Consider the following 24,791-nt stretch of genomic DNA (forward strand, 5'->3'; position numbering starts at 1 on the left):
GGGGCGTACCGCACCGCGCGCCCGAAGAACAAGGCGACTTCGGGGAAGATCGACGCGGCCGACGTCCTGGACGTGGCAGGATGCCGGCCGGCATGGCGAAGCGCCGCCTAGCGCGGCGTGAGATCCCAGGCGCGCATCCAGTCGTCGCCGCGCGCCTGCCATTGCACGCGTGGAGAGATGGCGTAGGTCACCGGTTGGACGAACAAGAACAGGACCGCGGCCTGGTCGCACATGCGCTGCGTTGCCTGATTGAACAGCTCCTGCCGCCGAGCGGGATCGTTGGTCTGCCGCGCTTGCCGGAGATAGCCGCTGAATACATCGTCGTCCCAATAGGCATAGGGATTGCCGGCCTCGAGCAGCGTCAGCAGGCCGTCCGCGTCCAGGGTCGGCCAAGCGTGCGACAGGTAGGCCGTGTTGCCGAGGTCCTGGGCGCGGATGTACTTGTTCATGAAAGCGCCAAATTCCATCTCGACGATCCGTACGCGCACGCCGATGTCTTCGATCTGCGCCGCCACGGCCTGCGCGATGTCCTGCGCCAGCAGATAGGGTCCGACCGGCACCTCCAGGTTGATGCTGACCTGCCCCGGTCGGATGCCGGCCTGCGCGAGCAACTGGCGCGCGCGGGCGGGATCAAAGGCCGGAACCTGCAGGTTCGGGTTGAAGCCGAAATATGCGGGCGTCAGGAGCTGGCAGGGCGAGATGCTTCCCATGCCGTTCCAGATCGCGTCGCGGATCGCTGCACGGTCCACCGCCAGATTCAGCGCTTGGCGCAGCGGAAGGTTGTCGCGCAGCGGCGGGATCAGGTTGTTGAACTTCAGGAAGACGGTGCGCGTGGAATCGACTGCCGCAGCGCTGGCCCGGTTGGAGGCGTTGATGCGCTGCATCTCCGAGGGCGGCACGCCTGTGATGAGGTCCACCTCGCCCGCCATCACCGCCGCGATGCGGGCCCCGGCTTCGGGGATCACGCGGAAGGTCACGGTGTCGAACTGCCTTGCCTCGCCGAACCAGCCCTGGCGTGCGCGCATCACCACGCGGTCGCCCGGCACGAACTGCTGCAGCTCATAGGGACCTGCGCCGACTGCGGTATTGGCAGGATTGTTCTGCGACGCCCAGCGCGGCGGTAGCAGGAAGAAGGCGGAGAGCTGCGCCGGTAGTGCGGGGAAGGGCGCGCTGGTGCGGATCTCGAGCTCGGTGGGGGAGATCGCCACGACTTCCTTCACCAGCGAGAACCAGGAGGCAATGCGCGACCGCGTGGCAGGGTTGCGCACGCGTTCGAAGTTCCACTTGACCGCCTCGGCGTCCAGCGCCTCGCCATTCGAGAAGGTGGCGCCGCTGCGCAGCGTGAAGCGCCAGGTGTTGTCGTCCACCGCGCGCCACGCGGTGGCGAGCTGCGGCTGGAGCTGCATGTCCGGCCCGCGGATCAGCAGCGCCGCATGCAGGTGGCTGATCACCGAAAGGTCGGACTGGATCGTCGCGGTCTGGTGCGGATCGAGCGTGTTGATATTGGTGCCGATGGCGATGGTCAGCGATCGCGACTGCGCCATCGCCGTGCCGGCGAGCCCCGCCGCGCAGAGCAGCGCGAGCGCGCTGCGGCGGCCTGTCTGCAGAATGCCCATGGCCTTGTCTCCCTCATGCCCCATGCGTTGAAAGGAATGCGCGGACGCGGGCGAGTACGGCGTCCCGCGCCTCGAAATGCACGGAATGGTTGGCATTCTCCACCATGAACAGCTCGGCGCGCGGCACTGTCTCCGCGATCAGCCGGGACTGCGAGGGCGGGCAGATCCAGTCCGCCGCGCCACACACCACCAGCGTCGGCACCGCGATCTCCGGCAGGCGGGCGCGCAGGTCGTAGAGCTTGTCGGAGAACAGCGCGTTGTGCGTCTCCGCGTGGAAATGCATCCGGCGCGTGCGCTCCAGCGAGGCGTCGGGGTCGAAGGTCTCGTAGTACAGCGGCTGCAGCGCGGCCCAGATCAGGCGCAGCTCCGTGTCATCGACGATGTCCTCGGAGAACATCTTCTCGACCATGCGGACGGAGGCGCTGCTGGCCTTGTGCAGCCGCGCCTTGATGTTCGCCACTGCCTCCGCCTCGTGATGGTGGGAGGGAGCTGTGCCGCGCAGGATGAGGTGGGATGCGCTGCCGGGATGGCGCAGCGCATGGGTCAGGGCGATCATCCCGCCGAAGGAGCCGCCGAGCACCACGCAGGGCGCGCCGACCAGCGTGGCGCGCAGCTCCTCCAGGTCATCGGCCAGGCGGGCGAAGGTGAAGGGCGGCGTCAGCGAGGATTGCCCGCAGCCGCGCTGGTCATAGGCGATCAGCCGGTACTCGTCGGCCAACGGACGATAGGCTTCCAGCTCGCTGCTGTGGTCGCCGATGCCGCGGCCGCCATGCACGAGGATGATCGTGCCGCGCTTCGGCGTGCCGGTCTCGACGACGAGAAGCTCCGCGCCCGCGATCTTCATGAATCCTCTCCCCGGATGCGGGCGGCGATTGCCTTCAGGATGTCGAGATCGACGGGATGGCGGATGACGCAGCCCGGCGAGAGCAGCACGCCGCGTCCGCGATCGGTCGACAGCGCGGCATCGAGATCGGCCTGCACCGCGGCCATGTCGCGGCGCGTGATCGGCGTGCGGCGCAGCCCACCCAGCACGGGCTTCGTGCCGCCGGCGGCGCGATAGCCGGCGATGCCCGGCTCCGTCTCGCCGACATGCCAGTTCAGGACATGCACGGGATAGGTGGTGAGCAGGTCGAACAGGATATCGTCGCCATGCATGTGCACCACGTTGAACCAGCCCTCGCGCGCACCTTGCAGCGCGGCCAGGTCGTGGTCCATGCCCAATTCACTCCAGGCCGGCGCGCCGAGCGTGGCCGTTGCGTCCTGCACGGCGAAGAAGGCGCCGGCGCAGCCGAGCGCGATGGCGCGCGCGGCGAAGTCGGCGGTGGTGGCGGCGATCTCGTCCAGCGCGGCGCGCACCAGCGCGCGATGGCTTCGCGCATGCGCGGCGAAGGCGCCGCCGGAGAGCTTCTTGGCGATGGTCACGGGGGAGAAGACGGTGGCAAGCACCGGCACGTCGCCGCCCAGCGCGTCCACGAGCAGGGACAGGTGCTTCAACTCGCGTCCCAGCGTGCCCGCGGTGGGATCGAGCCGGCGGATGGCGCGCCAATCTTCCGGCGTGAGGATCGGGCTTTCCACCACCTGCGCCGCGCCGCCCTGCGCGATCTCGGAATAGTCCGCGCGCACGCCCCAGTCCTCGACGCAGTAGAGGCCGTTGGGCATGGACTTCACGAAGTCCTGGCGCGTGGCGCGCGCGAAGGCGATGGTCTCGCGCGCGATGGCGTCCGGGTCGAGGTCGGTTTCCGGATAGTGCGTCCAGAAGGCGTAGGGCGGGCGGGGCGTGGCCTCGCCAGCGATCGCGGCGCGCACCAGGTCGCTCATCGCGAGGCTCCTTCCAGGACGAGATGGCCGCCGCCGATGTCGCGCAGCGCGGCACCGGGCGGGAAGTCGAAGGCGCCTGCATCGAAGGGCAGGCGCCGCCGCCCGCGTTCCCTGAGCGGATCGGGGATGGGCACTGCTGAAAGCAGCGCCTGCGTGTAGGGGTGTCGCGCATCCTGGAACACGGCGGCGGTCGGGCCGGTCTCCACGATGCGACCCTTCAGCATGACGGCAACGCGCGTGCAGAGATAGCGCACCATGGACAGGTCGTGCGCGATGAACAGCAGGGCGAGGCCCATGCTCTCCTGCAGGTCCTGGAACAGGTTCACGATCTGCGCCTGGATCGAGACGTCGAGCGCGGTGATCGGCTCATCCGCGACCAGGAATTGCGGCCGCAGCGCGATGGCACGGGCGATGCCGATGCGCTGGCGCTGGCCGCCGCTGAATTCGTGCGGGAAGCGTTGCATGAAGGCGGGGTCGAGGCCGACGGTGCGGAACAGCCCGGCCACCGCCTCGCGCCGCTCTGCCGCACTGCCGGCGATGCCATGCACCACCAGCGGCTCCGCAACGAAATCGCCGACGCGCATGCGCGGGTTGAGCGCGGCGTAGGGATCCTGGAAGACGATCTGCATGCGCCGGCGGAACGGCTTTCGGCGCGCGGAGGACAGCGCCGTCAGGTCGGTGCCGTCGAAGACGACGCGGCCGTCATCCGGTTCCTCCAGCCCCATCACCAGGCGGCCCGTGGTGGACTTGCCGCTGCCGCTCTCGCCGACCAGGCCCAGCGTCTCGCCCGGCATGACGTCGAAGGAGACGCCGTTAACGGCGCGGGTGACCAGGCCGCCGCCGAACAGCCCGGCGCGCCCGCGATAGGTGCGGCGCAGATCCTCGACGCGGAGCAGCGGTTCGGTCATGGCGCCGCCTGCAATGCGGCGGGCAGGTCGTACCAGGCGGCAACGACGTGCCCGGGTACGGAGCCCGGCACCTGCCGCAGCGGCGGCGCTTCCTTGAAACAGCGCTCGGTCGCAAAGGGATTGCGCGGCGCGAAGGGATCGCCGGGCGGCAGGTTGAACATGTCCGGCGGCTGGCCGGGGATCTGGCGCAGCCGGCCGCCGGGCGGGTGCGCGCCATGCGGCAGGGATTGCAGCAGGCCCCAGGTATAGGCGCTGCGCGGGCTGGCGAAGACCGCTTCGACCGGACCGCGTTCCATGATGCGGCCGGCATACATCACCTGGATGGTGTCGGCGATGCCGGCGACCACGCCCATGTCATGCGTGATCCAGATCATCGTCATGCCCAGTCGCTCGCGCAGCCCGGCCATCAGGTCGAGGATCTGGCCCTGCACCGTGACATCCAGTGCGGTCGTCGGCTCGTCCGCGATCAGCAGCGCCGGCTCGCAGGAGATCGCGATGGCGATCATCACGCGCTGGCGCATGCCGCCCGAGAATTCGTGCGGGAATTGCGGCAGGCGACGGCGCGCGTCGCGGATTCCGACGAGGTCCAGCAGCTCTGCCGCGCGGTCCAGCGCTTGGCGCATGGACAGGCCCTTGTGGCGGATCAGCGGCTCCGCGATCTGCCGGCCGATCGTCAGCACCGGGTTCAGCGCCGTCATCGGGTCCTGGAACACCACGCCGATGCGCCCGCCGCGCAGGTCGCGCAGGCGCGATTCCGGCAGGGCGAGCAGGTCCTCGCCCTCGAACAGCGCCCGGCCGCCCAGCACCTTGCCGGGTGGCTGCGGCAACAGGCCGAGCAGCGCGAGCGCGTGCACGGACTTGCCGCTGCCGCTTTCCCCCACGATGCCCAGCGTCTCGCCGCGTTCCACCGAATAGGACAGGTCGTGGATGACGCGCGCGAAGCGGCCTTCGCGGGAGAAGCCGACGGCGAGGTCGCTGATCTCCAGCATCACCGCACCTTCAGCCGCGGATCGAGATGATCGCGCAGCCAGTCGCCCAGCAGGTTCACCGCCAGCACGGTCAGCATCAGCGCGATGCCGGGGAAGGTGATGATCCACCAGGCGGAGGCGATGTAGGTCCGCCCCTCCGCCAGCATCCGTCCCCAGCTGGGGAAGGGCGGCTGCACGCCGAGGCCAAGGAAGGACAGCCCCGCTTCCAGCACGATCACCCGCGCCAGTTCCAGCGTGGCTACTACCACCGCCGGCGTCAGCACGTTCGGCAGGATGTGGCGCAGGATGATGCGCGGGGCAGAGGCGCCGATGGCGCGGGCGGATTGCACGAATTCGCGTTCCCGCACCGCCAGCACCTGGCCGCGCACGATCCGCGCATAGCGCACCCAGGACACCAGGGCGAGCACGATGACAAGGTTCTGCAGGCTGGGGCCCAGCGCGGCGATCACCATCAACGCCAGCAGCATCAGCGGCACGGCGAGCTGGATGTCGGCCAGGCGCATCAGCAGCCGATCGAGGAATCCACCGAAATAGCCGGCGACGAGGCCGAGCAGCGTGCCGACGATGCCGCCCAGGATCACCGCCGCACCCGCCACCGCCAAGGTCACGCGGCTGCCGAAGACGATGCGCGAGAGGATGTCCCGGCCGAGCTGGTCGGTGCCGAGGGGATGCGGGCCAACGCCGAACAGCGAGATCGTCGGGGCCGCCATCCGCGCACGCAGGTTTGTGCGCGTGGGGTCGGGCAGGTCCAGCAACGGTCCGAAGGCGGCGAAGAGCAGCAGCAACGTGATCAGCAGGATGCCGATCAGCCCCAGCCAGCCGGACCCGCGCGTCAGGGCGCCGAGGAAAGTCCTCATCCGCGCCGCCTGATGCGGGGATCGAGGATGCCGTAGAGCAGGTCCACCAGCAGGTTGATGATGACGAAGGTGGTGGCGATCACCATCACGCCGGCCTGCACGACGGGAAAATCCTTCGCCTCCATCGCCTGCACGATCAGCCGCCCGACGCCGGGCCAGGAGAACACCGTCTCCGTCACCACGGAACCGCCGAGCAGCTCGCCGGCGAGGATGCCGGTCATCGTCACCACGGGGATCAGGGAGTTCCGCGCGACATGCCACAGGAAGACTGTGCGCGGCATCAGCCCCTTGGCGCGCGCCGTGCGGACATGGTCATCGCGCAGCACGTCCAGCATGCCGCTGCGCAACAGCCGCGCGATCGATGCGGTGGTGAAGGTGCCGAGCGTCAGCGCCGGCAGGATCAGGCTGGCTGGCCCGTCATAGCCGCCGGTCGGCAGCAGGCCGAGCTCCACGGCGAACAGCAGGATCAGCAGCAGGCCGAGCCAGAACACCGGCGTGGCCTGGCCCAGCAGCGCCAGCACCATCACGACGCCCTCGACCACCGTGCCGCGGTAGAGCGCCGCGAGCGAGCCGGCGAGGGCGCCGAGAACGATGCCGATACCGAGAGCCGAGAAGGCCAGCGCCATCGTCGCGGGCATCCGTTCCAACACCACATCCAGCGCGGGGCGCATGAACTGGAACGACTCGCCGAAATCGCCCTGCACGGCGCCGCCGAGAAAATCCAGGTATTGCCGCCAGAGCGGCAGGTCGAGGCCGAGGCCCGCGCGCAGCTCCGCGATCTGGTCCTGCGTCGCGCCGATCGGCAGCAGCAGTACGGCCGGGTCGCCGAGCAGGCGGGAGACGACGAAGACGATCGTCACCACGCCAAGGATGGCCACCAGCCCATCGAACACGCGCCCGAGGAGATAGCGCGCCACCGCGCTATTCCTCCAACCCGTAGATCTTGCGCGCCGCGCGGGGGGAGATGCGCTCCTCCCGCAGGTCGCGGCGCACGAGGTCACGGTCGCGCAGGCGCGGATCGCCGTAGCCGCCGCCGCCCGAGGTCACCGCCGCCGCCCATTGCCCGGCGCCGATCACGCCGTTGCGCTGGCGCAGGGCGGGCATGCCCTCCGCCAACTCGATATGGGCGAGGCCGCCAGGCAGGCCGCCATCCAGGCCCCAGGCGGGCACGATGTTGTTGGGGCCGCCGAGATTGACGGTCGCGTCGTGATCCACCGCGGCGACCTTGCGGCGGATCGCCATGCCGCCGCGGAAGCGCCCCGGGCCGCCGGAATCCTGCACCAGCTCATAGGCCTCGACCATCAGCGGATACTCGCTCTCCAGCGCCTCCACCGGGATGTTGGCGGAATTGGTGAGGTGCATGTGCACGCCGTCCAGCCCGTCCTTGGCCGCACGCGCGCCCATGCCGCCGCCCATGCTCTCATTGTAGGCGTAGAAGCGGCCGGTGCGCGGATGCATCCCGCTGGTGGTCATCACGGTGATGCCGGTGCTGGCGGCGATGACGCGATCCGGGATCGCCTGCGCGAGCGCCGAGAGCATCATGTCCGCCAGGCGCTGCGCCACCTCGTGCCGGCTGTAGACGGCGGCGGGCGGCAGGGCGTTCACCACCGTGCCCGGCGGCGCGACGATGCGCACGGCGCGGTGGAAGCCGGAATTGGCGGGCGTGTCGGCGTCGATCAGCGTCTTGACCACGTAGTAGACGATGGCCTGCAGCGCCGTGAGCACCATGTTCATGCCGGTGCGGTTCTGTGGCGGGCAGCCCGTGAAGTCGAAGGTGATCGCCTCGCCCTGGACCTCCACGGCGACGGCGAGTTCCAGCAGTTCGGGCCACAGGCTGGTATCGAAGGCGTGGCGGAACACGTAGCGGCCATCGGGGATCGCGGCGATGCCGGCGCGCGCCTTGCGCTCGCTGTAGTCCAGCAGCATCGCGCCGGCCTGGCGCATTACGGCGCTGCCGTAGCGCGCATGCAGCGCCTCCACCCGTTGCACGCCGAGCCGGTTCGCCGCCATCTGCGCCCGGAAGTCGTTCACGCGCTCATGCGGCACCTGGCAGTTGAGCAGCACCAGGTCCATCACGTCCTGCTGCAAGTGCCCGGCGCGATACAGGCGGATCGGCGGGATGCGCAGGCCTTCCTGGAAGATGTGTGCATGGCCGCGATCCACGAAATCCGTGTGATGCGCCAGGTTCGCGACCCAGGCGACGATGCCGCCGCCGATGAAGACCGGCTCCAGGAAGACGATGTCGTTCAGATGCGTGCCGCCGCCGGTATGCGCGTCGTTGCCGATGAAGACATCGCCGGGCGCGATACCCGCAGGATCCACGCGCTTCAGCGTCTCGGTCGTGATGCCCAGCAGCGATCCCAGGTGGAAGGGGATCTGCTCGGCCTGCGCGATCACGCGGCCCTCGGGGTCGAAGATCGCGGCGGAGCAGTCGCGGCGTTCCTTGATGTTGGCGGAATACGCAGCACGGATGATCGCCTTGCCCATCTGCTCCACGATGGTGGACAGCGCGCTGCCGATCACCTCCACGGTGATGGGGTCGAGCCGGGCGGTCATGCCGCATCCTCCTCGACCAGCAGGTTGAGCCAGGGATCCACCAGCGCGCTCTGCCCCGGCAGGATCAGCGTGGTGCTGTCCATCTGCTCGACGATGGCGGGGCCGGGGATGCGATGGCCGGGGCCGAGGCCGGCGCGGTCATACAGCGCGCAGGCGACGGCGCCGCCGGCTTCCGGCAGCCAGGCTTCGCGCGTGCCGATGTGGGCATCGGCGACGGGCGTCGTGGCCGGCGGATGGACGGGCAGGGCGGCCTTCGGCACGCAGCCTGTCGCTTCCAGGCGCAGGGCGACGATGCGGATCGGCTCCTCCGGCGCGATGTAGCCATAAACCTGGCGATGCGCCTCCTCGAAGCCTTGGCGCAGGGAGGCCAGGGCCACGTCGTCCAGCGCGCCGTCGGGGCAGGCGATGGTCAACTCGTGCGCCTGGCCCTCGTAGCGCATGTCGGCGCGGCGCGCGGTGGCGCGGTCGGCCGGCGCGATGTGCTCCCCTTCGAACCAGGACTCGGCCTGGGCTTGCAGCGCGGCGAAGCCGTCGCCCAGGCCCGGGAGGCTGGCGGGCGCGAGCGGCACCATCCGGCCCGCGGCGAAATCGGTGCGCAGATCGGTCAGCAGCAGCCCCATGGCGCAAAGGATGCCGGGGCTGCGTGGCACCAGCACGCGCCGGATCTCCAGCTCCCGCGCCAGGCGCGCGGCATGCACGGGGCCGGCGCCGCCGAAGGCCATCAGCACGTAGTCGCGCGGATCATGCCCGCGCTCGACCGATATCACGCGGATCGCCTTGGCCATGTTGGCGGTGACGACGCTGAGGATGCCCTGCGCCGTCCGCATCGTGTCGAGGCCCAGCCTGTCCGCAAGGCGCGCGATGGCGCGCTCCGCCGCCGCACGGTCGATCGACATGCGGCCGCCGAGCAGATGCGTCGGATTCTGGATGCCGAGCACGACATTGGCGTCCGTGACGGTCGGCTCCTCGTTGCCAAGGCCGTAGCAGACCGGGCCGGGATCGGCGCCCGCGCTGGCCGGGCCGACCTTCAGGTGGCCGCCGGCATCCACCCGCGCGATGGAGCCGCCGCCGGCGCCGACCGTGTGGATATCGAGCATCGACACCTTCAGCGCATGGCCATGCACTTCGGCCTCCGTCGCCATCACCGCTCGCCCGCCATTGATCAGGCTGACATCGGTGGAGGTGCCGCCCATGTCGAAGGTGATGATGTCCGGAAGGCCCGCGACGGTGCCGAGTGCGATCGCGCCCATCACGCCCGCGGCGGGGCCGGAGAGCACGGTGCGCACCGGCAGCCGCGCCGCCGCCTCGGAGGAGATCACGCCGCCATTGCTCTGGGTGAGATGCGGCGCGTGCGTGATGCCGGCCGCGCGCAGGCGCGGCGCGAGTCGGCCGAGATAGAAGCGCATAACCGGCCCGAGCGCCGCATTCAGCGTGGTAGTCGAGAAGCGCTCGTATTCGCGGTACTCCGGCGCGACCTCATGCGAGGCGCAGAGGAAGGCGTCCGGCAGTTCCTCCCGCAGGATCGCCAGCGCCTGCTGCTCATGCGCCGGTGCAAGATGGGCGAAGAGGAAGCAGATCGCGACGGCGTCCACCCCGGCTTCCCGCAGGCGCCGCGCCGCGGTGCGCAACGCATCCGCGTCGAGCGGTGCGGCGACGCTGCCGTCGAAGCGGATGCGTTCCGGCACTTCAAGCCGCAGGTCGCGGCTGGCTGGCGGGCGTGGCTTCTCCACCTGCAGGTCATACAGCGCGGGGCGCGTCTGGCGGCGGATCTCGATCACGTCGCGGAAGCCGGCGGTGGTGATCATGCCGGCGCGGGCGAGGCGGCCCTGGATCAGCGCGTTGGTCGCGACGGTGGTGCCGTGCCCGACATAGGCCACGTCGGCGCCGGCATGCCCGTTGCCCGAGAGCCCCTGCACGATGCCGGCGACGATCGCCTCGGAGGGGTCATGCGCGGTGCTGGACAGCTTCCAGACGGAAAGTGCGCCCGTTGCGGGGTCGTAGAGGCAGACATCGGTGAAGGTGCCGCCGGTATCCACGCCGATGCGCAGCGCGGCCGGCGCGCGGGCCGGTTCAGCCATGCCGGGCGGGAGACAGGGGCGTGGGCACCAGGTCGGCTCCTGTATTGGCGCCAATTTATGTGCCATAGGGCGCTTGATCCGGTCAAGCGGGCGGGCGCATGTCGTTCCCGACGGAAAAAGCGAAGCCATGGACGCGCCGATGACACGACCGGGGCTGGGCCGCGAACGCGCCCGGACCCTGGCCCGGACGATGGAGCGGGATATCGGCCTCGGCCATCTCGCGCCCGGCGAATGGCTGAAGCAGGTCGACCTCGAGGCGCGCTACGGCGCCACCCGCATGGAGGTCCGCCAGGCGCTGGACCGGCTGGTGGAGAAGGGGCTGGTCAAGCACCTCGCACGGCGCGGCTATCGCGTGGAGGATTTCGACCCGGAACGCCAGGCGCAGATCATGGAGGTCCGCGCCATCCTGGAAGCCGCGGCGGCAGACCAGGTGATCGGCCTGCTGGACGAGGCGACGCTCGCCGCGATGGAGGTGCAGGCGGAGCGCTTCCGCGCCAACGTGCTGGACGGGACGGTGGAGGAGCAGGAGGAAGCGAACCTGGAATTCCACCGCCTGATGCTTGCGCCCTGCCCGAACCGCGAGCTGGTGGCGCTGCTGTTCGACCTGCGCGGCCGCGTGCCCGTGGCGGTCACGCGTCGGCGCAACACCGTGGGGCTATTGCAGCGCGCGGCGGAGCATCACTTCGAGATCATCCGCCTGGTCCGCGCGCGCGACGCAACGGGGCTCGCGCGGCTGATGCGCGTGCATAACCTCACGCCGAAGGCGCCCGACGTCGGCTGATCAGCCGCGCGAGGCGGCCGGCGGGGCATTCCCCGGGCGAGCAAGGGTGACGTGGAACGCGTACATACCCATCAGCATCGCCGCCACGAAGAGCGCCACCTTCCAGCCGCCGAAGCAGAGCGAGGCCAGCGCCGGGCCCGGGCAGAAGCCAGCCAGCCCCCAGCCGACGCCGAACAGCACTGCGCCTCCAATCAGCTTGGCATCGATCACGGTGCGTGTCGGCGGAGAGAACCGTGGTGCGCAGAGAGGGGCCGCGCGCCGGGCGCCCAGCCGAAAGCCGAGCGCCGCGACGGGAATGGCACCGCCCATCACGAATGCGAGGCTTGGGTCCCAGGCACCGGAGACATCGAGGAAGGCCAGGACCTTCGCCGGATTGACCATGCCGGAAAGGAGCAGACCCAGCCCGAACAGCGCGCCCGCGGCCAGAGCGAAAAGGGAGCGCGCCATCCGCTCAGCCGCCCATCCCATGCCGCATGACGAAGACCGTCACGCCCGCCGTTGCCATGAAGACCAGTGTGGCCGCGATGGAACGCGAGGAGAGACGGGCGATGCCGCAGACCCCGTGGCCGCTGGTGCAGCCCGAACCCAGCCGCGTGCCAAAGCCGACGAGCAGCCCAGCCGCGACGAGCAGCAGCGGGCCGGCGGCGATCTCGATCTGCGGCATGCCGAAGAGGAGCGCGACGAGCAGCGGCGCGCCCATCAGCCCCGCCAGGAACGCCAGCGCCCAGCCGGCTTCGTCACGCGGTGCGCCGGCCAGCGAGCCGACGATGCCGCTGATTCCGGCGATGCGACCCAGAGCCAGCCAGAGGAGCGCTGCGGCGCCGCCGATCAATGCACCGCCGACCGTCGAGGCAACGGGGGTAAAGCTTGTCATGGAGAAGCGTCCCTTCGGGTCAGCGGCGAGGTGCGGCGTGCACGCCATCGGCGGCACAGTGCATCGTCCTTGAGGCGCGTCAGGGAAGCATGCGTTCCAACAGGGGCCAAGCCTTCGGGCCGGCTGCGATCCTCGTCACGCGCCCGGCGCGCCATGCCCTGGGCGCCGCGCCACCAGCGTCGCCTTGTCCACCGAGAACACCTCCACCCCGTCCTGGTTGGTGACGTGATCGCGGAACACGACGATGCCGCGCGTCGCGTCCTTCGATTCCCGGCGCGACACCACCTCCACCTCCGTGCGGATCGTGTCGCCCGGCCGCACCGGCGCCAGGAACCTGCCATTTTCGATCGAGAGCTGGCCGAGCATCGTGTCGCGATACAGGCTCTCGGTCATGGCCGTGGAGATCGCCATGATCATGCCGCTCGGCACGATGCGCCCGCCGAAGCGCGTCTTGCGCGCCGCATGCTCGTCGATGAACAGCGGCACATGGTAGCCGACGAAGGCGCAGAAGAAGGAGAGGTCGCCTTCCGTGATGGTGCGGCCATAGGTCGGGAAGCGCCGGCCGGGCTCGAAGTCTTCCCAGTAGTGTCCGGTCATTTGCCCTCCGGCACCACGGCGATGCCGTGGATCTCGATCAGCGCATGTGGCCGCAGCAGGCCGGAGACCAGCACGCCGGTGGAGGTCGGCATGCGTTCCCTGAAGAACTCCCGGCGCACGGCGGCGGTACCGCGGTAGTTCTCCGTCGTCGTGAAGTGGTCCACGGTCTGCACGATGTCGTCATAGGTGCAGCCGGCCTCCGTCAGCAGCGGGCCCCATTTGCGGAAGATCTGGCGCGTCTGCTCCACGATGTCGCCGGGCGCGGTGATGGTGCCGTCATCGTCGGTGCCGGTCGTGCCGGAGATGAACAGCAGGTTCCCCACGCGCCGCGCCGGCCAGTAGGTGTAGCGGGGATGCCAGTCCTTCCCGCCCGTGATCTTCTGATCGATCATGCGTCGTCCTCAATGCGTCCTGCGGTCCACGAAGCGCACAGCCTTGGCCTGCTGCCCGTCATAGATCGCGTGGCGATCCTCCACCGTCACGCGCGGGCGCACGCCGATGGTCGCCTGCGTCGCCGCCGCGACGTCCTGCGCAACCTCGTCTTGGGGCATGCCGCCGCGTGGCGCCACGCGGACGAACAACTCGTCCATCGAGAAGGGATCGGCGGGGTCGGTGCGGTCCACCACCACCTGGAACTCCTCCACTGCCGGCATGGCCTGCAGCCGTTGCAGCAGCGCTGTCGGGTTGATCAGCATGCCCTTCACCTTCAGCAGGTCCTTCGTGCGCACCACAGGCCCGACCAGCCGCTCGCCGCCGCGGCCGCAATGCGGGCAGGGATCGCGCGCGATGGAAACGATGTCGCCGACGAGGTAGCGCATCAGCACCGTGCCGCGCCGATCCAGATGCGTGATCGCCAGGTGCCCGCGCTCGCCCTCCGGCATCGGTCGGCCGGTCTCGGGGTCCACCACCTCGTGATACAGAAGTTCGGGCGTGGGGTTGTGCCAGTCCGCTTCCTCCCGGCATTGCGCGAGGCCGCCGGATTCGGTGGAGCCGTAGCGGTCGAAGATGATGGTGCCGGCGCAGCCAAGCTCCCGCATCAGCCGCCGCATGTCGTCCCGCAAGCCGGGCGTGCTGGCCTCTCCGGTCACCGCCGCCATGCGTACGGAGCGGAAATCCGCGCCGAGTTCCTGAGCGCGGATCAGCACGCGCCGGACGAAGCTGGTCACGCCCAGCAGCACCGTGGCGCGGTGTCGCTCCACCAGGCGGACCGCTTCCTCCATGGGCTTCTGGATGCCGAAGGGCGCCACCGGCGCGCCGCCGAGCGAGGCCGCCACGCTCGCGCCGCAGGAATAGGCGAGGGTTGCGGAGCGGATGAAGGCGCCCATCGAGGCCGCGGTCAGCGGAAACAGGTTGGCGATCACGTCGCGATCGCCGATGCCCGCGATCTCCGCCACGCGGCGGTTCAGCAGCAGGTAGCCGTGATAGTCCCAGGTGGTGTTGTAGATCGGCGTGGGATCGCCGGAACTGCCGGTGGTGTGCACCACTTCCCAGATCGCGCGTTCCGGCACGGGCAGGTCGGGGCAGTCCAGCCGGAACTGTTGCGGCGTCTCCATCATCGCCCGCTTCGGCGTCAGCGGCAGGCGCCAGATATCCGCGATGCCCTGCACCGCGTCGAGGTCCACATCCTTCCAGGCCTCGCGATACCAGGGATGGCCGCGACGGCACAGCGCGATCATGTGCCGCAGCTTCGCATCCTGGATGCGGCGCAGTTGCTCATGCGGCAGGCGCAGGGAATCGGGAATCACGGGCTGGTGCTACTCCGCGCGGATGTTGTTCTCGCGCACGACACGGCCCCATTTCTCCGTCTCGGAGGCGATGTAGGCGGCGAATTCCTGCGGCGTCATCGGGCGCACGTCGAACATCTGATCGGTGAGCCGCTTCTTCATCGCGGGATCGTTCAGCGTGTCCACGATGGCGCGGTTGAGCAGCGCGACGATCTCCGGCGGCGTCGTTCCGGCCACCAGCGCGCCCATCCAGGTGGCGACCTCGTAGCCCGGGAAGCCGAGCTCGGCCACGGTCGGCACCTCCGGCAGCAGCGGGGAGCGCTGCAGGCTGGTGATGGCGATGGCGCGCAGCTGGCCCGCGCGCACGCGCGGCAGCGCGGCCGGCGCGTTGTCGAACATCACGTCCAGCCGCCCGGCCATCAGGTCCACCTGCGCCGGCGCGCCGCCGCTGTAGTTCACCGTCGTCAGCCGCCCGCCGCCCATCGTCGCCAGGAGCCCCGCGGCGAGCTGGCCGGAGGAGCCGACGCCGACCGCGCCGTTGTTCAGCTCGCCCGGCCGCTCGCGCGCCATGGCGACCAGGTCCTGGAAGGTCTTGGCGGGATGGTTCGGCGGCACCACCACGAGCGCCGGCACCGAGACCATCAGGCTGACCGGTGCCAGGTCCTTCTGCGGATCGAAGGGCATGCGGACCAGGTGGCGCATCACCGTGATCGGGCCGAAGACGCCGAGCACGATGGTGGTGCCGTCGCCGGCGGAATTCGCGACGATCGCGGTGCCCGGCAGGCCGTTCGCGCCGGGGCGGTTCTCCACCACGATGGTGCGCCCGAGCCGCTCGGCGACCGAGGGCGCAACGGCGCGTGCGACGATGTCGCCGGTGCCGCCGGCGGCATAGGGCACGATCCAGCGGATCGGGCGGTCCGGCAGCGTCTGCGCGCGGACCGCGGGCGCGGCGAGCGTCGCGGCAAGCAGGATCGGAAGGTCTCGCCTCAGCATGTCGTGGTCTCCCTGGTCGTTGTCAGCGGATGCAGGCGTGCAGGTGTTCGATCTGCGCCTCGGCGCCATGCACGAGGTCGTGCAGGATGGCGGCGGCCGGGCGCACTTCCCGCAGCATTCCGGCGATCTGGCCGGCCGGATTGCTGATCAGGTCCAGCCGCCCGACGCTGCGCGCGGCATGCAGGAAGTCCTCGAACAGCACCTTCTGGTGCGGCATGCCCAGCGGCTCCAGCCCGGCGGCGGCCCATTCGGCATGGATCACGTTGCGGAAGGTGCGCGCGGACTTGCCGGTGTAGATGCGCGTCGCGGCGAAATCCTCGGACCGGCCCTGCACGAGCTGCGCGCGGTGGTCCGCATGGATCTGCACTTCCTCGGCGAAGAGAAAGGCGGTGCCGACCCAGGCGCCTTGCGCGCCGAGCGCCAGCGCCGCCGCGACGCCGCGGCCATCCGCGATGCCGCCGGCACCAAGCACCGGCTTGCCGCGCGCGGCGTCCACCACCTGCGGCAGCAGCGGGAAGGTGGAGACGCTGCCGACATGCCCGCCGGCCTCCGCGCCCTGTGCGATGACGAGGTCCACATCCGCCTCGATCTGGCGGCGCAGATTGCCGAGGCTGCCGACCAGCCCGCCCACCTTGATCCCGGCTTCCCTGGCGCGCGGCACCAGCGCGGCGGGATCGCCGAGCGCGATGACGAGCAGTGCCACGCGCTCCTCCAGCACCACATTCGCCTGCGCATCGGTCAGCGCCGGCGTCCAGGTGAGCTCGAGGTCGATCGGGTTGCGCGGCACGCCATGGCGCTCGTAAAGCGCCTCGACAAAGGCGAAGTGGCGGGGGTGGTTGCGCCGGATGTCCTCGCGGATATCGGCGCGCGTGCCGTCCTGGGTGGACAGCGCAGCGGGGATGATCAGGTCCACGCCGAAGGGATGCGAGGTGAGCTCGCGCACGCGGCGGATGGCCGCGCGCAATTCCTTGGGCGTGAGGCCCGATCCGCCCAGGCAACCCATGCCGCCGGCGTTGCTGACGGCGGCGACGAGCTCCGGCGAGGTGACCAGGCCGCGCCAGATCCCCATGCCCGCCTGCACGACCGGATGGCGTATCGACAGCAGATCGCACAGCGGCGTGCGCGGCATGTGAGTCTCCCGAAGCCGGACAAGCCTAGGGTCGTGGTTGCCGATACGACAAGGGCCTATCTGTCGTATTGAACCGCGGGTAACTTCGCGTTTGCGTACGGGGCGGGACGGCGATGGATCTCGGGTTGCAGGACAAGGTGGCGCTGGTCACCGGCGCGAGCCGCGGCATCGGGCGCGCCATCGCGCAGCGCCTGGCCGCGGAGGGCGCGAAGCTGGCGCTGGTGGCGCGCAGCGCGGCGTCGCTCGAAGCGGTGGCGGCGTCGCTGCCCGTGGGTGCCTTCTGCCACGCCGCGGATCTCGGCACGCTGGAAGGCGTCGAAGGCGCGGTCGCCGCGGCCGCCGCGCAGCTGGGCCGCATCGACATCCTCGTGAACAATGCCGGCGCGATCCCCGCGGGCGACTTCCTGACCATGCCGGACCGGCTGTGGAGCGAGTCCTACGCGTTGAAGCTGCACGGATACATCCGCGCTGCGCGCGCGGTGTTCCCGCTGATGCAGAAGCAGGGCGGGGGGCGCATCGTCAACGTGATCGGCGCGACCGCGCGCAACCCGCTGCCGACCTACATGGCCGGCGGCGTCGCCAATGCCGGGCTGGTGAACTTCACCAAAGGGCTCGCCGATCTCGGCGCGCCGCACGGCATCCTCGTCACCGCCGTGTCACCCGCCGCCACGGCGACGGAGCGGATCGAGGAGCAGTTCGCCCAGATTGCCGCCGCGACGGGGCAGAGCGTGGAGGCGGTGCGAGCGGAGCGCATGAACCGCCAACCGCTCGGCCGAATGGCGACTCCGGAGGATATCGCGGACGCGGTCGTGTTTCTCGCCTCCGCGCGCGCCGGCTTCATCTCGGGAATCTGCCTGACGGTGGACGGCAATTCGACGCGCGGCGTCTGGTTGTAGGCGGCCTGGCCTCAGGAATCGAGGCGGCGCGGCGTGTGCTGCTTCGCCGCAACCAGGCGCAACAGGTCCGCCACGCTCTCGCAGGCGGCCGTCTCGTCCTCGCTGATGGGGATGCCAAGCCGGCCATCGAGCGTGCTGACCACCTCGTCCCGATCGAGGTCGTCGCAGGCCAGCGCCTCGGCGAGGTCGAGATGCAGATGCGCCTCCCACGGCTTCACGCCAAGCACATCCGCCAGCACCGCGCTGAGGCGGGGCAGGTGGAGCAGGCTCGGAATGGCGGAGGGCTGCTGCATCGATACCTTTGAAAGGACGGAAGCGCCCCTTAGCAGACTCGCCCCGGCGAGTGCCAGCCCGAGTTACATTTTTTCTCTTTGTTCCCGTTGACGGCAGGAAAGGTCCTAATCTCCGACAAAGGTTTGAATCGTAATCGTGATGAGCAGATCAGGGCCGCCGGCCTGGCTCCACGGGGGTAGTGGGCCGCTCAACGCGCATGCACCCAGAGGTCGAGCAGGACGCGCGCGCCCGGGGCGGGCAGCCAAGGCACCTCGATGGCGGAGAGCGGCAGGGGCCGGCCCTCCAGCGCGTCATGCGCAGTCTCGATGCAGGCCGGCAGGTCCGCGAGGTCCGACAGGAACATCTGCATGCGCACGACATTGGCGATGCTGGTGCCGGTGGCGCGGCAGATCGCCTCCGCATCCTCCAGGATTGCGGCCAGCTCGGCCTTGACCGGCATGGCGAAGAAGGGCTGCCGCGGATCGACGCGTGCTGCCGGAACCAGCGTGCCACCGCGCATCGCCATCATGCCGGAGAGCAGCAGCAGGTCGCCCGCGCGCACTGCCGGCGGGTAGCCCCTGAACAGCGGGGCGACGCCGCCGGCGACGACCTCCTTGCGCGTCGTGCCATCGGTTGCCAGGGCGATGGTGTTAATCTCGATGCGGCTGTCCGGCATGATGAAGCCGGGCGTCGAGGTCGCGACGATGGTGGTCGCGGGCGGCGTGCGGAAATGCGCCTGCCAGGCCTGGTTGAAGGCCGGTACGTCATCGCGGTCGCGCAGATAGACCTGCGCCTTCACCACGCTGTCCAGGCTGGCGCCCGCCGCCTCCAGCGAGGGCGCGAGCTTGCGGCGGACGATGAAGTCGGTCTCGAGCTGGATCGGCGTGCCCTTCCACAAGCCCTGCGGCCGGCGTGCCTCGGGATCGAGCGGCCCTTCGCCATGCACGCGCGCCTCCGCGGTCTGGCCGGGGATGAAGCGGAAATCGCCATAGGCCAGACCGGGGCTGTAGCCGGAGGTGTGATGGATGTCGTAGCTCGGGCGGAAGGCCAGGTGCTCGGCGCGCCGCCCGTCGCGCGGCACGGCGGCCATGACCTGCACTTCCAGCTCCTGGCCCGTGCGCGCGAAGCGCTGGTGCAGGTTGGAGGTGGAAGGCGGGATGCGCCCGGCGAAGGTCTCGCGCCGCACCGCGTGATAGGGGTCCACCGCCTCCGGGCGCGTGTAGTACTGGTCGATGCGCACCACGTCGGGGAAGCCGCAGCCGCCGGCCGCAAGGATCTCCGCGGCATTGGCGAAGAGGCGCCGCGATTCCCGCATCGCCTTCGGCTCGCCGTCCAGCGGGTGGTCGGCCTGGACCACCTCCGGCGCGAGGCCGTTGGCGTAGTCGGTGCCGGCCAGGCCGGTGGCGAAGACCCAGTCGCCGGCGCGCATGCCGCGGGCGAAGCGAGCACGGGTGCCGGGGAAGGGCACCGGCAGCAGCGGCTCGGGGCGCGCGGAATCCTGGCTCATGCGGCATCGGCCTCCTGCGTTTTTTCCAGTGCGCGGCGCGTGACCTCGCCGGTCAGGCGGTAGTGCTCCGCCAAGTGGCGGCAGGCTGCGTCGGCGTCGCGCGCCAGCGCCGCCTGCATGATCGCGCGGTGCTCGCCGACATGGTCGCGCCCGGCCTGGCGGTAGATCGAGAACAGGCGGTAGCGCCGCCAGCGCGCGAGCAGCATCGCGTGCAGCCGCAGCAGCATGGGCGAGGGGGCGGCCGCGATCAGCGCGCGGTGGAACGCCTCGTGCCGTTCCTCCCACTCCTCCGCGGTGCCGTCCGCGGCGGACGCAAGGCGGGTGCTGGCGCGGTCCAGGCGATGGAATGCGGCGACGAGATCGGCCTCCCAGGCATCGTCGCCATGCGCGATCGCCTCGCGCAGCGCAGCCTCGTCGATCACGATCCGCACGCGCGTGAGGTCCAACATTTCCGCGATGGAAACACCGGCCACAGCCGCACCGCGATGGTCGGTGGCGACGACCAGTTCCTCGGCCTGCAGACGCGACAGCGCTTCCCGCAGCGGCGCGACGCCGATGGCGTAGCGCGCGCGGAGGTCGTGCAGGCGCAGCCGCTCGCCCGGCGCGAGCACGCCCGAGAGGATGTCGCGTCGCAGGCGGCTGTAGGCGGCATTGGCCAAGGTGCCGCTGCCTTCAGTACGCGCTTCCATCGGACCCACCGACCGGTTGCTGGCGTCGTTTCCCGCGCCGGAGGCGGGCGCGATTTTGGTTTGCATCGTTTTCGAAAATGCGCCACGCTTTCGTCGTGATCAAGCGCTTTCGACATCACGGGGCCGATCCGAAGATCCTCGCGGCGAGGGTCGCATGAGCGCCACGGCCTTCTCCGCCACGCTCGACGCGCCCCGCGGCGCGGGCGGCATCGCGCTGTCGGTGCGCGGGGTGTCGCATGTGTTCCGCAGCAAGGGCCGGCGCGTGCTGGCCCTGCAGGAAACCGACCTCGAGGTGCGGGAGCAGGAATTCCTGACCATCGTCGGGCCCTCCGGCTGCGGGAAATCCACGCTGATGAACCTGATCGTCGGCCTGTTTCCACCGACCTCCGGCCAGATCCTGCTGCGCGGCACGCCGATCAGCGGCATCAACCGCTCGATCGGCTATGTGACGCAGGCGGACAACCTCTATCCCTGGCGCACGCTGCGGCAGAATGTGGAGTTCCCGCTGGAGATCCGCGGCGTGCCCGCGCGGCAGCGGCGCGAACGGGCGGAGGCGCTGATCCAGCGTGTCGGCCTCGGCGGCTTCGGCGACGCCTGGCCCTATGAGCTTTCCGGCGGCATGCGCCAGCGCGCCAACATCATCCGCACGCTCGCCTACGATCCCGACGTCATCCTGATGGACGAGCCCTTCGGCCCGCTGGATGCGCAGACGCGGCTGATCCTGCAGAACCAGCTGCTGGAGCTGTGGCAGTCCGAGCGGAAGACGGTGATCTTCATCACCCACGACCTTGGCGAGGCGGTGGCGCTGGCCGACCGCGTGGTGGTGATGTCCGCGCGGCCTGGCCGCATCAAGGCGGTGGAGGAGATCCCGATTCCGCGCCCGCGCAACCTGTTCGAGATCCACGCCGACGACCGCTTCCGCGACGCCTACAAGGTGCTCTGGGCGAGCCTGGAGGAGGAAGTGCGCAAGGGGAGCGAGGTATAGTGGCGCAGGCGGGCGCAGGCACGGCAGTCGTGGCACCCGGCGGCGCGGCCATTCCGCCCGGTGCTTCGGCGACCGAGGACGGCGTGCGCGAATGGGAAGCGGCGCAGCGGCGGCATCGCAACCGCATCGCGCTGTCGCGCCTGGCGCTGGCGGTGGTGCTGATCGGGCTGTGGGAGTTCGGCACCGGGCGCTGGTGGGACGCGTTCTGGTTCTCCAGCCCATCGCGCATTGCCGCGCATCTGTGGGAATGGTCGCAGGACGACCTGTTCTTCCAGCTTTCGGTGACGCTGCGCGAGACCTTCGTCGGCTACTTCGCGGGCACCTTGGCGGGCGTGGCGCTGGGCGCTGTGCTGGCGCGGCTGGATTTCCTCTGTCGCGTGCTGGATCCCTTCATCCTGGCGCTGAACGGCATCCCGCGCATCGCGCTGGCGCCGCTGTTCATCATCTGGTTCGGCATCGGCGAGCTGTCGAAGATGGTGCTGGCGAGCATGCTGGCCTTCTTCCTCTGCTTCTACGCCACGCTTTCCGGGCTGCGCTCGGTGGACGCCGCGCATGTGAACGTGGCGCGCATCATGGGAGCGACCGAGCGGCAGATCTTCACCAAGGTCACTCTGCCCGCGGCCTTCCCCTGGATCCTGACCGCGATGAAGGTCAGCGTGCCATTCGCGCTGATCGGCGCCATCGTCGGCGAATTCATGGCCGCGACCGCGGGGCTCGGCTACAAGATCCAGCTCTACACCGCGCAGTTCGACACCACCGGCGCCGTTTCCGGCATCTTCGTGCTGATGCTTGTGGTGATCGCCTTCAACTTCGTGCTCGACCGCATCGAGCGGCACCTGCTGCGCTGGCGCCCGCCGCGCCAGCAGGGCGCCGGCGGCGAGATGACCTGAGGATTCTGCACGACGGATGCATGCGCCGGCGCATGCCGGCACGGAAGGAAGGAGACGGGGCGATGACGCAGGCGATCGGGATGACCGGGCGGCGCGGCGTGCTGGCCGGCGCGGCGACGCTGCTGGCGGCGCCAGGGCTGGCGCGGGCGCAGGCGATGACGAAGGTGCGCATCACCCAGCCCGCCGACAGCCTCTCCTACATGCCGATCTACGTCGCCCGGGCGCGGGACATGTTCAAGGCGGCCGGGATCGACCTGGAAGTGGTGATCACGCGCGGCGACGGGCCGGACGTGCAGGCGCTGATGGCGCGGGAAGTGCAGTTCTGCGCGACCCCGCCGCACCATCTCTACACGCTCTATCTGCAAGGGCGCCACTTGCTGGGCGTCTGCGGCATCCTCGGCCGTTGCGGCATCAACCTTGTGATCGGCAAGCAGGCTGCCGCGGAGCGCAACATCACCGAGGATTCGCCGATCGAGGCCAAGCTCGCCGCGCTGAAGGGCTTGACCATCGGCGCCTCGGCGCCAGGCTCGCTGACCTTCAACATCGCCCAGTACTACATCCTGCGCGCCGGGCTCGATCCGCAGCGCGACGCGCGCGTCGTCGCCTCCGGCACCGGCCCCGCGGCCATCGCGGCAATGCGCAACAACGTCGTCAACGCCTATTCCTTCTCCTCGCCGCTGACCGACCAGCTGGTGCAGACCGGCGTGGCGAACTGGCTGATCAACAACACGCTCGGCCAGGATCCGGTGCTGAAGGAGTTCCTGCACGCCGTGATCTATGTGCGCCCGGACTACGCGCAGGAGAATGCCGACCTGGTGCGGCGCATGGTGCGCGTGATCGTGGAGGCCGAGGCCTGGATCCGCGGCAATTCCGTCGAGACGGTCGCCACCACCATCCGTCCCTTCTTCCGCAGCCTGGATGAGGCGGTGTTCGTCAGCGCCCTGACCAATGTGCGCGAAGCGGTGGTGCCCGACGGCAGGATGTCGCCGACGGGATCGGACGCCTATCAGGAGGTGCTGATCCGCACCGGCCATTTGCGCCAGAAGGTGCCCTTCGACGCGGTGTTCAACACCAGCTTCCTGCCGGGCTGAGCAGCCGATGGACGCGACCGAGAAGCGGCTGGCGGACCTTGGCTATACCTTGCCGGAGCCGTTCCGCTTCCCGAAGCCCAATCGCACGGGATGCGTGCGCGTGGGCAACCTGCTGCTGATCTCCGGCCATGGGCGCAACCTGCCGGCGCTGCCCGGCGTGCGCGCCTCCGGCCGGGTCGGCGCGGACATGACGATCGAGGAGGGCTACGCCACGGCGCGCGCGACGGCGCTTTCCATCCTTTCCAGCGTGAAGATGGAGATCGGCAGCCTCGACCGCGTGAAGCGCGTGGCGCGGCTGTTCGGGATGGTGAAGGTGGCCGCCGGCTTCGACCACATGCCGGAGGTGATCGACGGCGCGTCCGACCTGATGTTCGAGCTCTTCGGGCCGGAACGCGGGCGCCACGCGCGCACCGCCGTGGGCATGTACGAACTGCCGCACGGCATCGCCGTGGAGATCAATGGCGAGATGGAGATCGAGGCATAGCCTCAGCCCTGCCACGCCTCCCGCACCACGCCGATCAGCGCGGCGATGTCGGCATCGTCCAGGTCGGCATGGGTGACGAGGCGCATGCGGGTGGCGCCGGTGGCGCGGCAGGTGAGCCCGCGCGCCGCGAACAGCCGCACCCACGCCTCGGCGTCGCGACCGCTGGCGGCGAAATCGACCATGACGAGGTTGGTCTCCACGCGGCCGGGATCGCAGAGCGAGGGATGGATCGCGGCGAGGCCGGCGGCCAGCGCGCGCGCGCGCCGGTGATCCTCGGCGAGGCGGTCCACCTCGCTCTCCAGCGCGACGAGGCCGGCTGCGGCCAGTATCCCCGCCTGGCGCATCCCGCCACCAAGCATGCGCCGCAGCAGCCGCGCCCGCGCGATCAGCGGCGCCGGCCCGCACAGCACCGCGCCCACCGGCGCCCGCAGCCCTTTGGACAGGCAGAAGGTGACGGTGTCGGCGTGGCGGGCGATGGCTTCTGCGGGCGCGCCGAGCGCGACCGCGGCGTTGAACAGGCGCGCGCCGTCGATGTGCAGCGCCATGCCGAAGCGCCGAGCCACGTCGCGCGCCGCGGCGAGATACGCCAGCGGCAGCACGGCGCCGCCCGCGGCGTTGTGCGTGGTCTCCAGGCAGAGCAGGGACGGGCGCAGCCGCGCGGTACCGTAGCCCTTGCCTTCGCAGGCGGCCTCGATGGCGGCGATCGGGATCGCGCCGTGCTCGCCGGGCAGGGGACGCCAGAACACGCCCGCCACGGCGGCGATGCCGCCCATCTCGGAGCGCACGATGTGGCTACTGGCTTCCAGCAGCACTTCCTCGGACCGGCCGGTGTGGACAAGCAGCGCGAGCAGGTTGCCCATCGTGCCGCTCGGCAGGAACAGCCCGGCTTCCTTGCCGAGCCGCGCGGCCGCGACGCGCTGCAATTCGTTGACGGTCGGGTCGTCGGCATAGCCGTCGTCGCCGACCTCCGCCGCGGCCATCGCCGCGCGCATCGCCGGCGTGGGGCGCGTGGTGGTGTCGCTGCGGAAATCGGCGCTGCGGTTCCTCATCGCGCGG

General features: G+C 70.2%; 26 protein-coding genes. 6 read left to right on the forward strand and 20 right to left on the reverse strand.

What is annotated here, in order from left to right:
* Positions 1–107: 107 nt before the first annotated feature.
* From E4T13_RS01460 to E4T13_RS01500, 9 genes are read right to left on the reverse strand one after another with little or no spacing between them, the layout of a single operon-like run.
* Positions 108–1,616 (reverse strand): ABC transporter substrate-binding protein, encoded by a 1,509-nt coding sequence (locus E4T13_RS01460; protein ID WP_137176463.1) that lies wholly within the window; start codon positions 1,614–1,616, stop codon positions 108–110.
* A gap of 13 nt (positions 1,617–1,629) precedes the next feature.
* On the reverse strand, positions 1,630–2,460 hold the full coding sequence (locus tag E4T13_RS01465) for an alpha/beta fold hydrolase (protein WP_137176464.1): 831 nt from the start codon (positions 2,458–2,460) through the stop codon (positions 1,630–1,632).
* Entirely contained in the window at positions 2,457–3,434 is a 978-nt protein-coding gene (locus tag E4T13_RS01470; RefSeq protein WP_137176465.1) for a uroporphyrinogen decarboxylase family protein, read from the reverse strand. The genes E4T13_RS01465 and E4T13_RS01470 overlap by 4 nt, the downstream gene beginning before the upstream one ends.
* Positions 3,431–4,342, reverse strand: coding sequence for an ABC transporter ATP-binding protein (locus E4T13_RS01475; RefSeq protein ID WP_137176466.1), 912 nt, complete (start codon positions 4,340–4,342; stop codon positions 3,431–3,433). Before E4T13_RS01475 ends, E4T13_RS01470 begins: the two co-directional genes overlap by 4 nt.
* Positions 4,339–5,331: an ABC transporter ATP-binding protein gene (locus E4T13_RS01480; RefSeq protein WP_137176467.1), complete on the reverse strand. Its 993-nt coding sequence runs from the start codon at positions 5,329–5,331 to the stop codon at positions 4,339–4,341. The genes E4T13_RS01475 and E4T13_RS01480 overlap by 4 nt, the downstream gene beginning before the upstream one ends.
* The gene (locus E4T13_RS01485) at positions 5,331–6,188 is read right to left on the reverse strand and encodes an ABC transporter permease (RefSeq protein WP_137176468.1); all 858 of its coding nucleotides are present in this window, start codon (positions 6,186–6,188) and stop codon (positions 5,331–5,333) included. Before E4T13_RS01485 ends, E4T13_RS01480 begins: the two co-directional genes overlap by 1 nt.
* A complete protein-coding gene (locus tag E4T13_RS01490) occupies positions 6,185–7,105 on the reverse strand; it encodes an ABC transporter permease (protein ID WP_137176469.1) in 921 nt (306 codons plus the stop codon). Before E4T13_RS01490 ends, E4T13_RS01485 begins: the two co-directional genes overlap by 4 nt.
* Before the next feature lie 4 nt (positions 7,106–7,109).
* Positions 7,110–8,744 (reverse strand): hydantoinase B/oxoprolinase family protein, encoded by a 1,635-nt coding sequence (locus E4T13_RS01495; RefSeq protein ID WP_137176470.1) that lies wholly within the window; start codon positions 8,742–8,744, stop codon positions 7,110–7,112.
* Complete coding sequence (locus E4T13_RS01500; RefSeq protein ID WP_137176471.1) at positions 8,741–10,822, reverse strand: hydantoinase/oxoprolinase family protein; 2,082 nt, start codon at positions 10,820–10,822, stop codon at positions 8,741–8,743. The genes E4T13_RS01495 and E4T13_RS01500 overlap by 4 nt, the downstream gene beginning before the upstream one ends.
* A 127-nt stretch (positions 10,823–10,949) precedes the next feature.
* Here E4T13_RS01500 and E4T13_RS01505 point away from each other — a divergent pair, with 127 nt between their 5' ends.
* Entirely contained in the window at positions 10,950–11,603 is a 654-nt protein-coding gene (locus E4T13_RS01505; protein WP_170984737.1) for a GntR family transcriptional regulator, read from the forward strand.
* Here E4T13_RS01505 and E4T13_RS01510 read toward each other — a convergent pair whose 3' ends face one another.
* The 7 genes from E4T13_RS01510 to E4T13_RS01540 all read right to left on the reverse strand — a co-directional run bounded on the left by E4T13_RS01510 (position 11,604) and on the right by E4T13_RS01540 (position 16,920).
* Entirely contained in the window at positions 11,604–12,050 is a 447-nt protein-coding gene (locus E4T13_RS01510; protein WP_137176473.1) for a DUF6691 family protein, read from the reverse strand. It lies immediately after the preceding gene.
* 4 nt (positions 12,051–12,054) lie between these two features.
* Complete coding sequence (locus tag E4T13_RS01515; RefSeq protein ID WP_137176474.1) at positions 12,055–12,477, reverse strand: YeeE/YedE family protein; 423 nt, start codon at positions 12,475–12,477, stop codon at positions 12,055–12,057.
* A gap of 135 nt (positions 12,478–12,612) precedes the next feature.
* Positions 12,613–13,074: a MaoC family dehydratase gene (locus E4T13_RS01520; RefSeq protein ID WP_137176475.1), complete on the reverse strand. Its 462-nt coding sequence runs from the start codon at positions 13,072–13,074 to the stop codon at positions 12,613–12,615.
* The gene (locus E4T13_RS01525; RefSeq protein WP_137176476.1) at positions 13,071–13,466 is read right to left on the reverse strand and encodes a Rid family hydrolase; all 396 of its coding nucleotides are present in this window, start codon (positions 13,464–13,466) and stop codon (positions 13,071–13,073) included. Before E4T13_RS01525 ends, E4T13_RS01520 begins: the two co-directional genes overlap by 4 nt.
* Positions 13,467–13,475: 9 nt before the next feature.
* The gene (locus tag E4T13_RS01530) at positions 13,476–14,819 is read right to left on the reverse strand and encodes a phenylacetate--CoA ligase family protein (RefSeq protein ID WP_137176477.1); all 1,344 of its coding nucleotides are present in this window, start codon (positions 14,817–14,819) and stop codon (positions 13,476–13,478) included.
* A gap of 9 nt (positions 14,820–14,828) precedes the next feature.
* Positions 14,829–15,791 (reverse strand): tripartite tricarboxylate transporter substrate binding protein, encoded by a 963-nt coding sequence (locus tag E4T13_RS01535; RefSeq protein ID WP_170984738.1) that lies wholly within the window; start codon positions 15,789–15,791, stop codon positions 14,829–14,831.
* 22 nt (positions 15,792–15,813) lie between these two features.
* Positions 15,814–16,920 carry a nitronate monooxygenase family protein gene (locus E4T13_RS01540; RefSeq protein ID WP_137176479.1) on the reverse strand — a complete coding sequence of 369 codons (1,107 nt, stop codon included), beginning with the start codon at positions 16,918–16,920 and terminating at the stop codon, positions 15,814–15,816.
* A 113-nt stretch (positions 16,921–17,033) separates the two neighbouring features.
* Between E4T13_RS01540 and E4T13_RS01545 the strand changes: the two genes are divergently transcribed.
* A complete protein-coding gene (locus tag E4T13_RS01545; protein WP_137176480.1) occupies positions 17,034–17,816 on the forward strand; it encodes an SDR family oxidoreductase in 783 nt (260 codons plus the stop codon).
* Positions 17,817–17,827: 11 nt separating this feature from the next.
* Here E4T13_RS01545 and E4T13_RS01550 read toward each other — a convergent pair whose 3' ends face one another.
* From E4T13_RS01550 to E4T13_RS01560, 3 genes are all read right to left on the reverse strand, one after another.
* Positions 17,828–18,109 (reverse strand): acyl carrier protein, encoded by a 282-nt coding sequence (locus tag E4T13_RS01550; protein WP_137176481.1) that lies wholly within the window; start codon positions 18,107–18,109, stop codon positions 17,828–17,830.
* A 188-nt stretch (positions 18,110–18,297) separates the two neighbouring features.
* The gene (locus E4T13_RS01555) at positions 18,298–19,596 is read right to left on the reverse strand and encodes a RidA family protein (RefSeq protein ID WP_137176482.1); all 1,299 of its coding nucleotides are present in this window, start codon (positions 19,594–19,596) and stop codon (positions 18,298–18,300) included.
* Positions 19,593–20,285: an FCD domain-containing protein gene (locus E4T13_RS01560; RefSeq protein WP_170984739.1), complete on the reverse strand. Its 693-nt coding sequence runs from the start codon at positions 20,283–20,285 to the stop codon at positions 19,593–19,595. Before E4T13_RS01560 ends, E4T13_RS01555 begins: the two co-directional genes overlap by 4 nt.
* Before the next feature lie 154 nt (positions 20,286–20,439).
* Between E4T13_RS01560 and E4T13_RS01565 the strand changes: the two genes are divergently transcribed.
* From E4T13_RS01565 to E4T13_RS01580, 4 genes are all read left to right on the forward strand, one after another.
* On the forward strand, positions 20,440–21,270 hold the full coding sequence (locus tag E4T13_RS01565) for an ABC transporter ATP-binding protein (RefSeq protein WP_137176484.1): 831 nt from the start codon (positions 20,440–20,442) through the stop codon (positions 21,268–21,270).
* Positions 21,270–22,160, forward strand: coding sequence for an ABC transporter permease (locus E4T13_RS01570; protein WP_170984740.1), 891 nt, complete (start codon positions 21,270–21,272; stop codon positions 22,158–22,160). The genes E4T13_RS01565 and E4T13_RS01570 overlap by 1 nt, the downstream gene beginning before the upstream one ends.
* A 62-nt stretch (positions 22,161–22,222) precedes the next feature.
* A complete protein-coding gene (locus E4T13_RS01575) occupies positions 22,223–23,251 on the forward strand; it encodes an ABC transporter substrate-binding protein (protein WP_170984741.1) in 1,029 nt (342 codons plus the stop codon).
* A 7-nt stretch (positions 23,252–23,258) separates the two neighbouring features.
* On the forward strand, positions 23,259–23,735 hold the full coding sequence (locus E4T13_RS01580) for a RidA family protein (protein ID WP_137176487.1): 477 nt from the start codon (positions 23,259–23,261) through the stop codon (positions 23,733–23,735).
* Positions 23,736–23,737: 2 nt separating this feature from the next.
* Here the strand turns inward: E4T13_RS01580 and E4T13_RS01585 are convergent, their stop codons facing one another.
* Positions 23,738–24,784: a GntG family PLP-dependent aldolase gene (locus E4T13_RS01585; RefSeq protein ID WP_137176488.1), complete on the reverse strand. Its 1,047-nt coding sequence runs from the start codon at positions 24,782–24,784 to the stop codon at positions 23,738–23,740.
* Positions 24,785–24,791: the final 7 nt, after the last annotated feature.

This window comes from Roseomonas sp. AR75, assembly GCF_005222815.1.
Lineage (GTDB): Bacteria > Pseudomonadota > Alphaproteobacteria > Acetobacterales > Acetobacteraceae > Falsiroseomonas.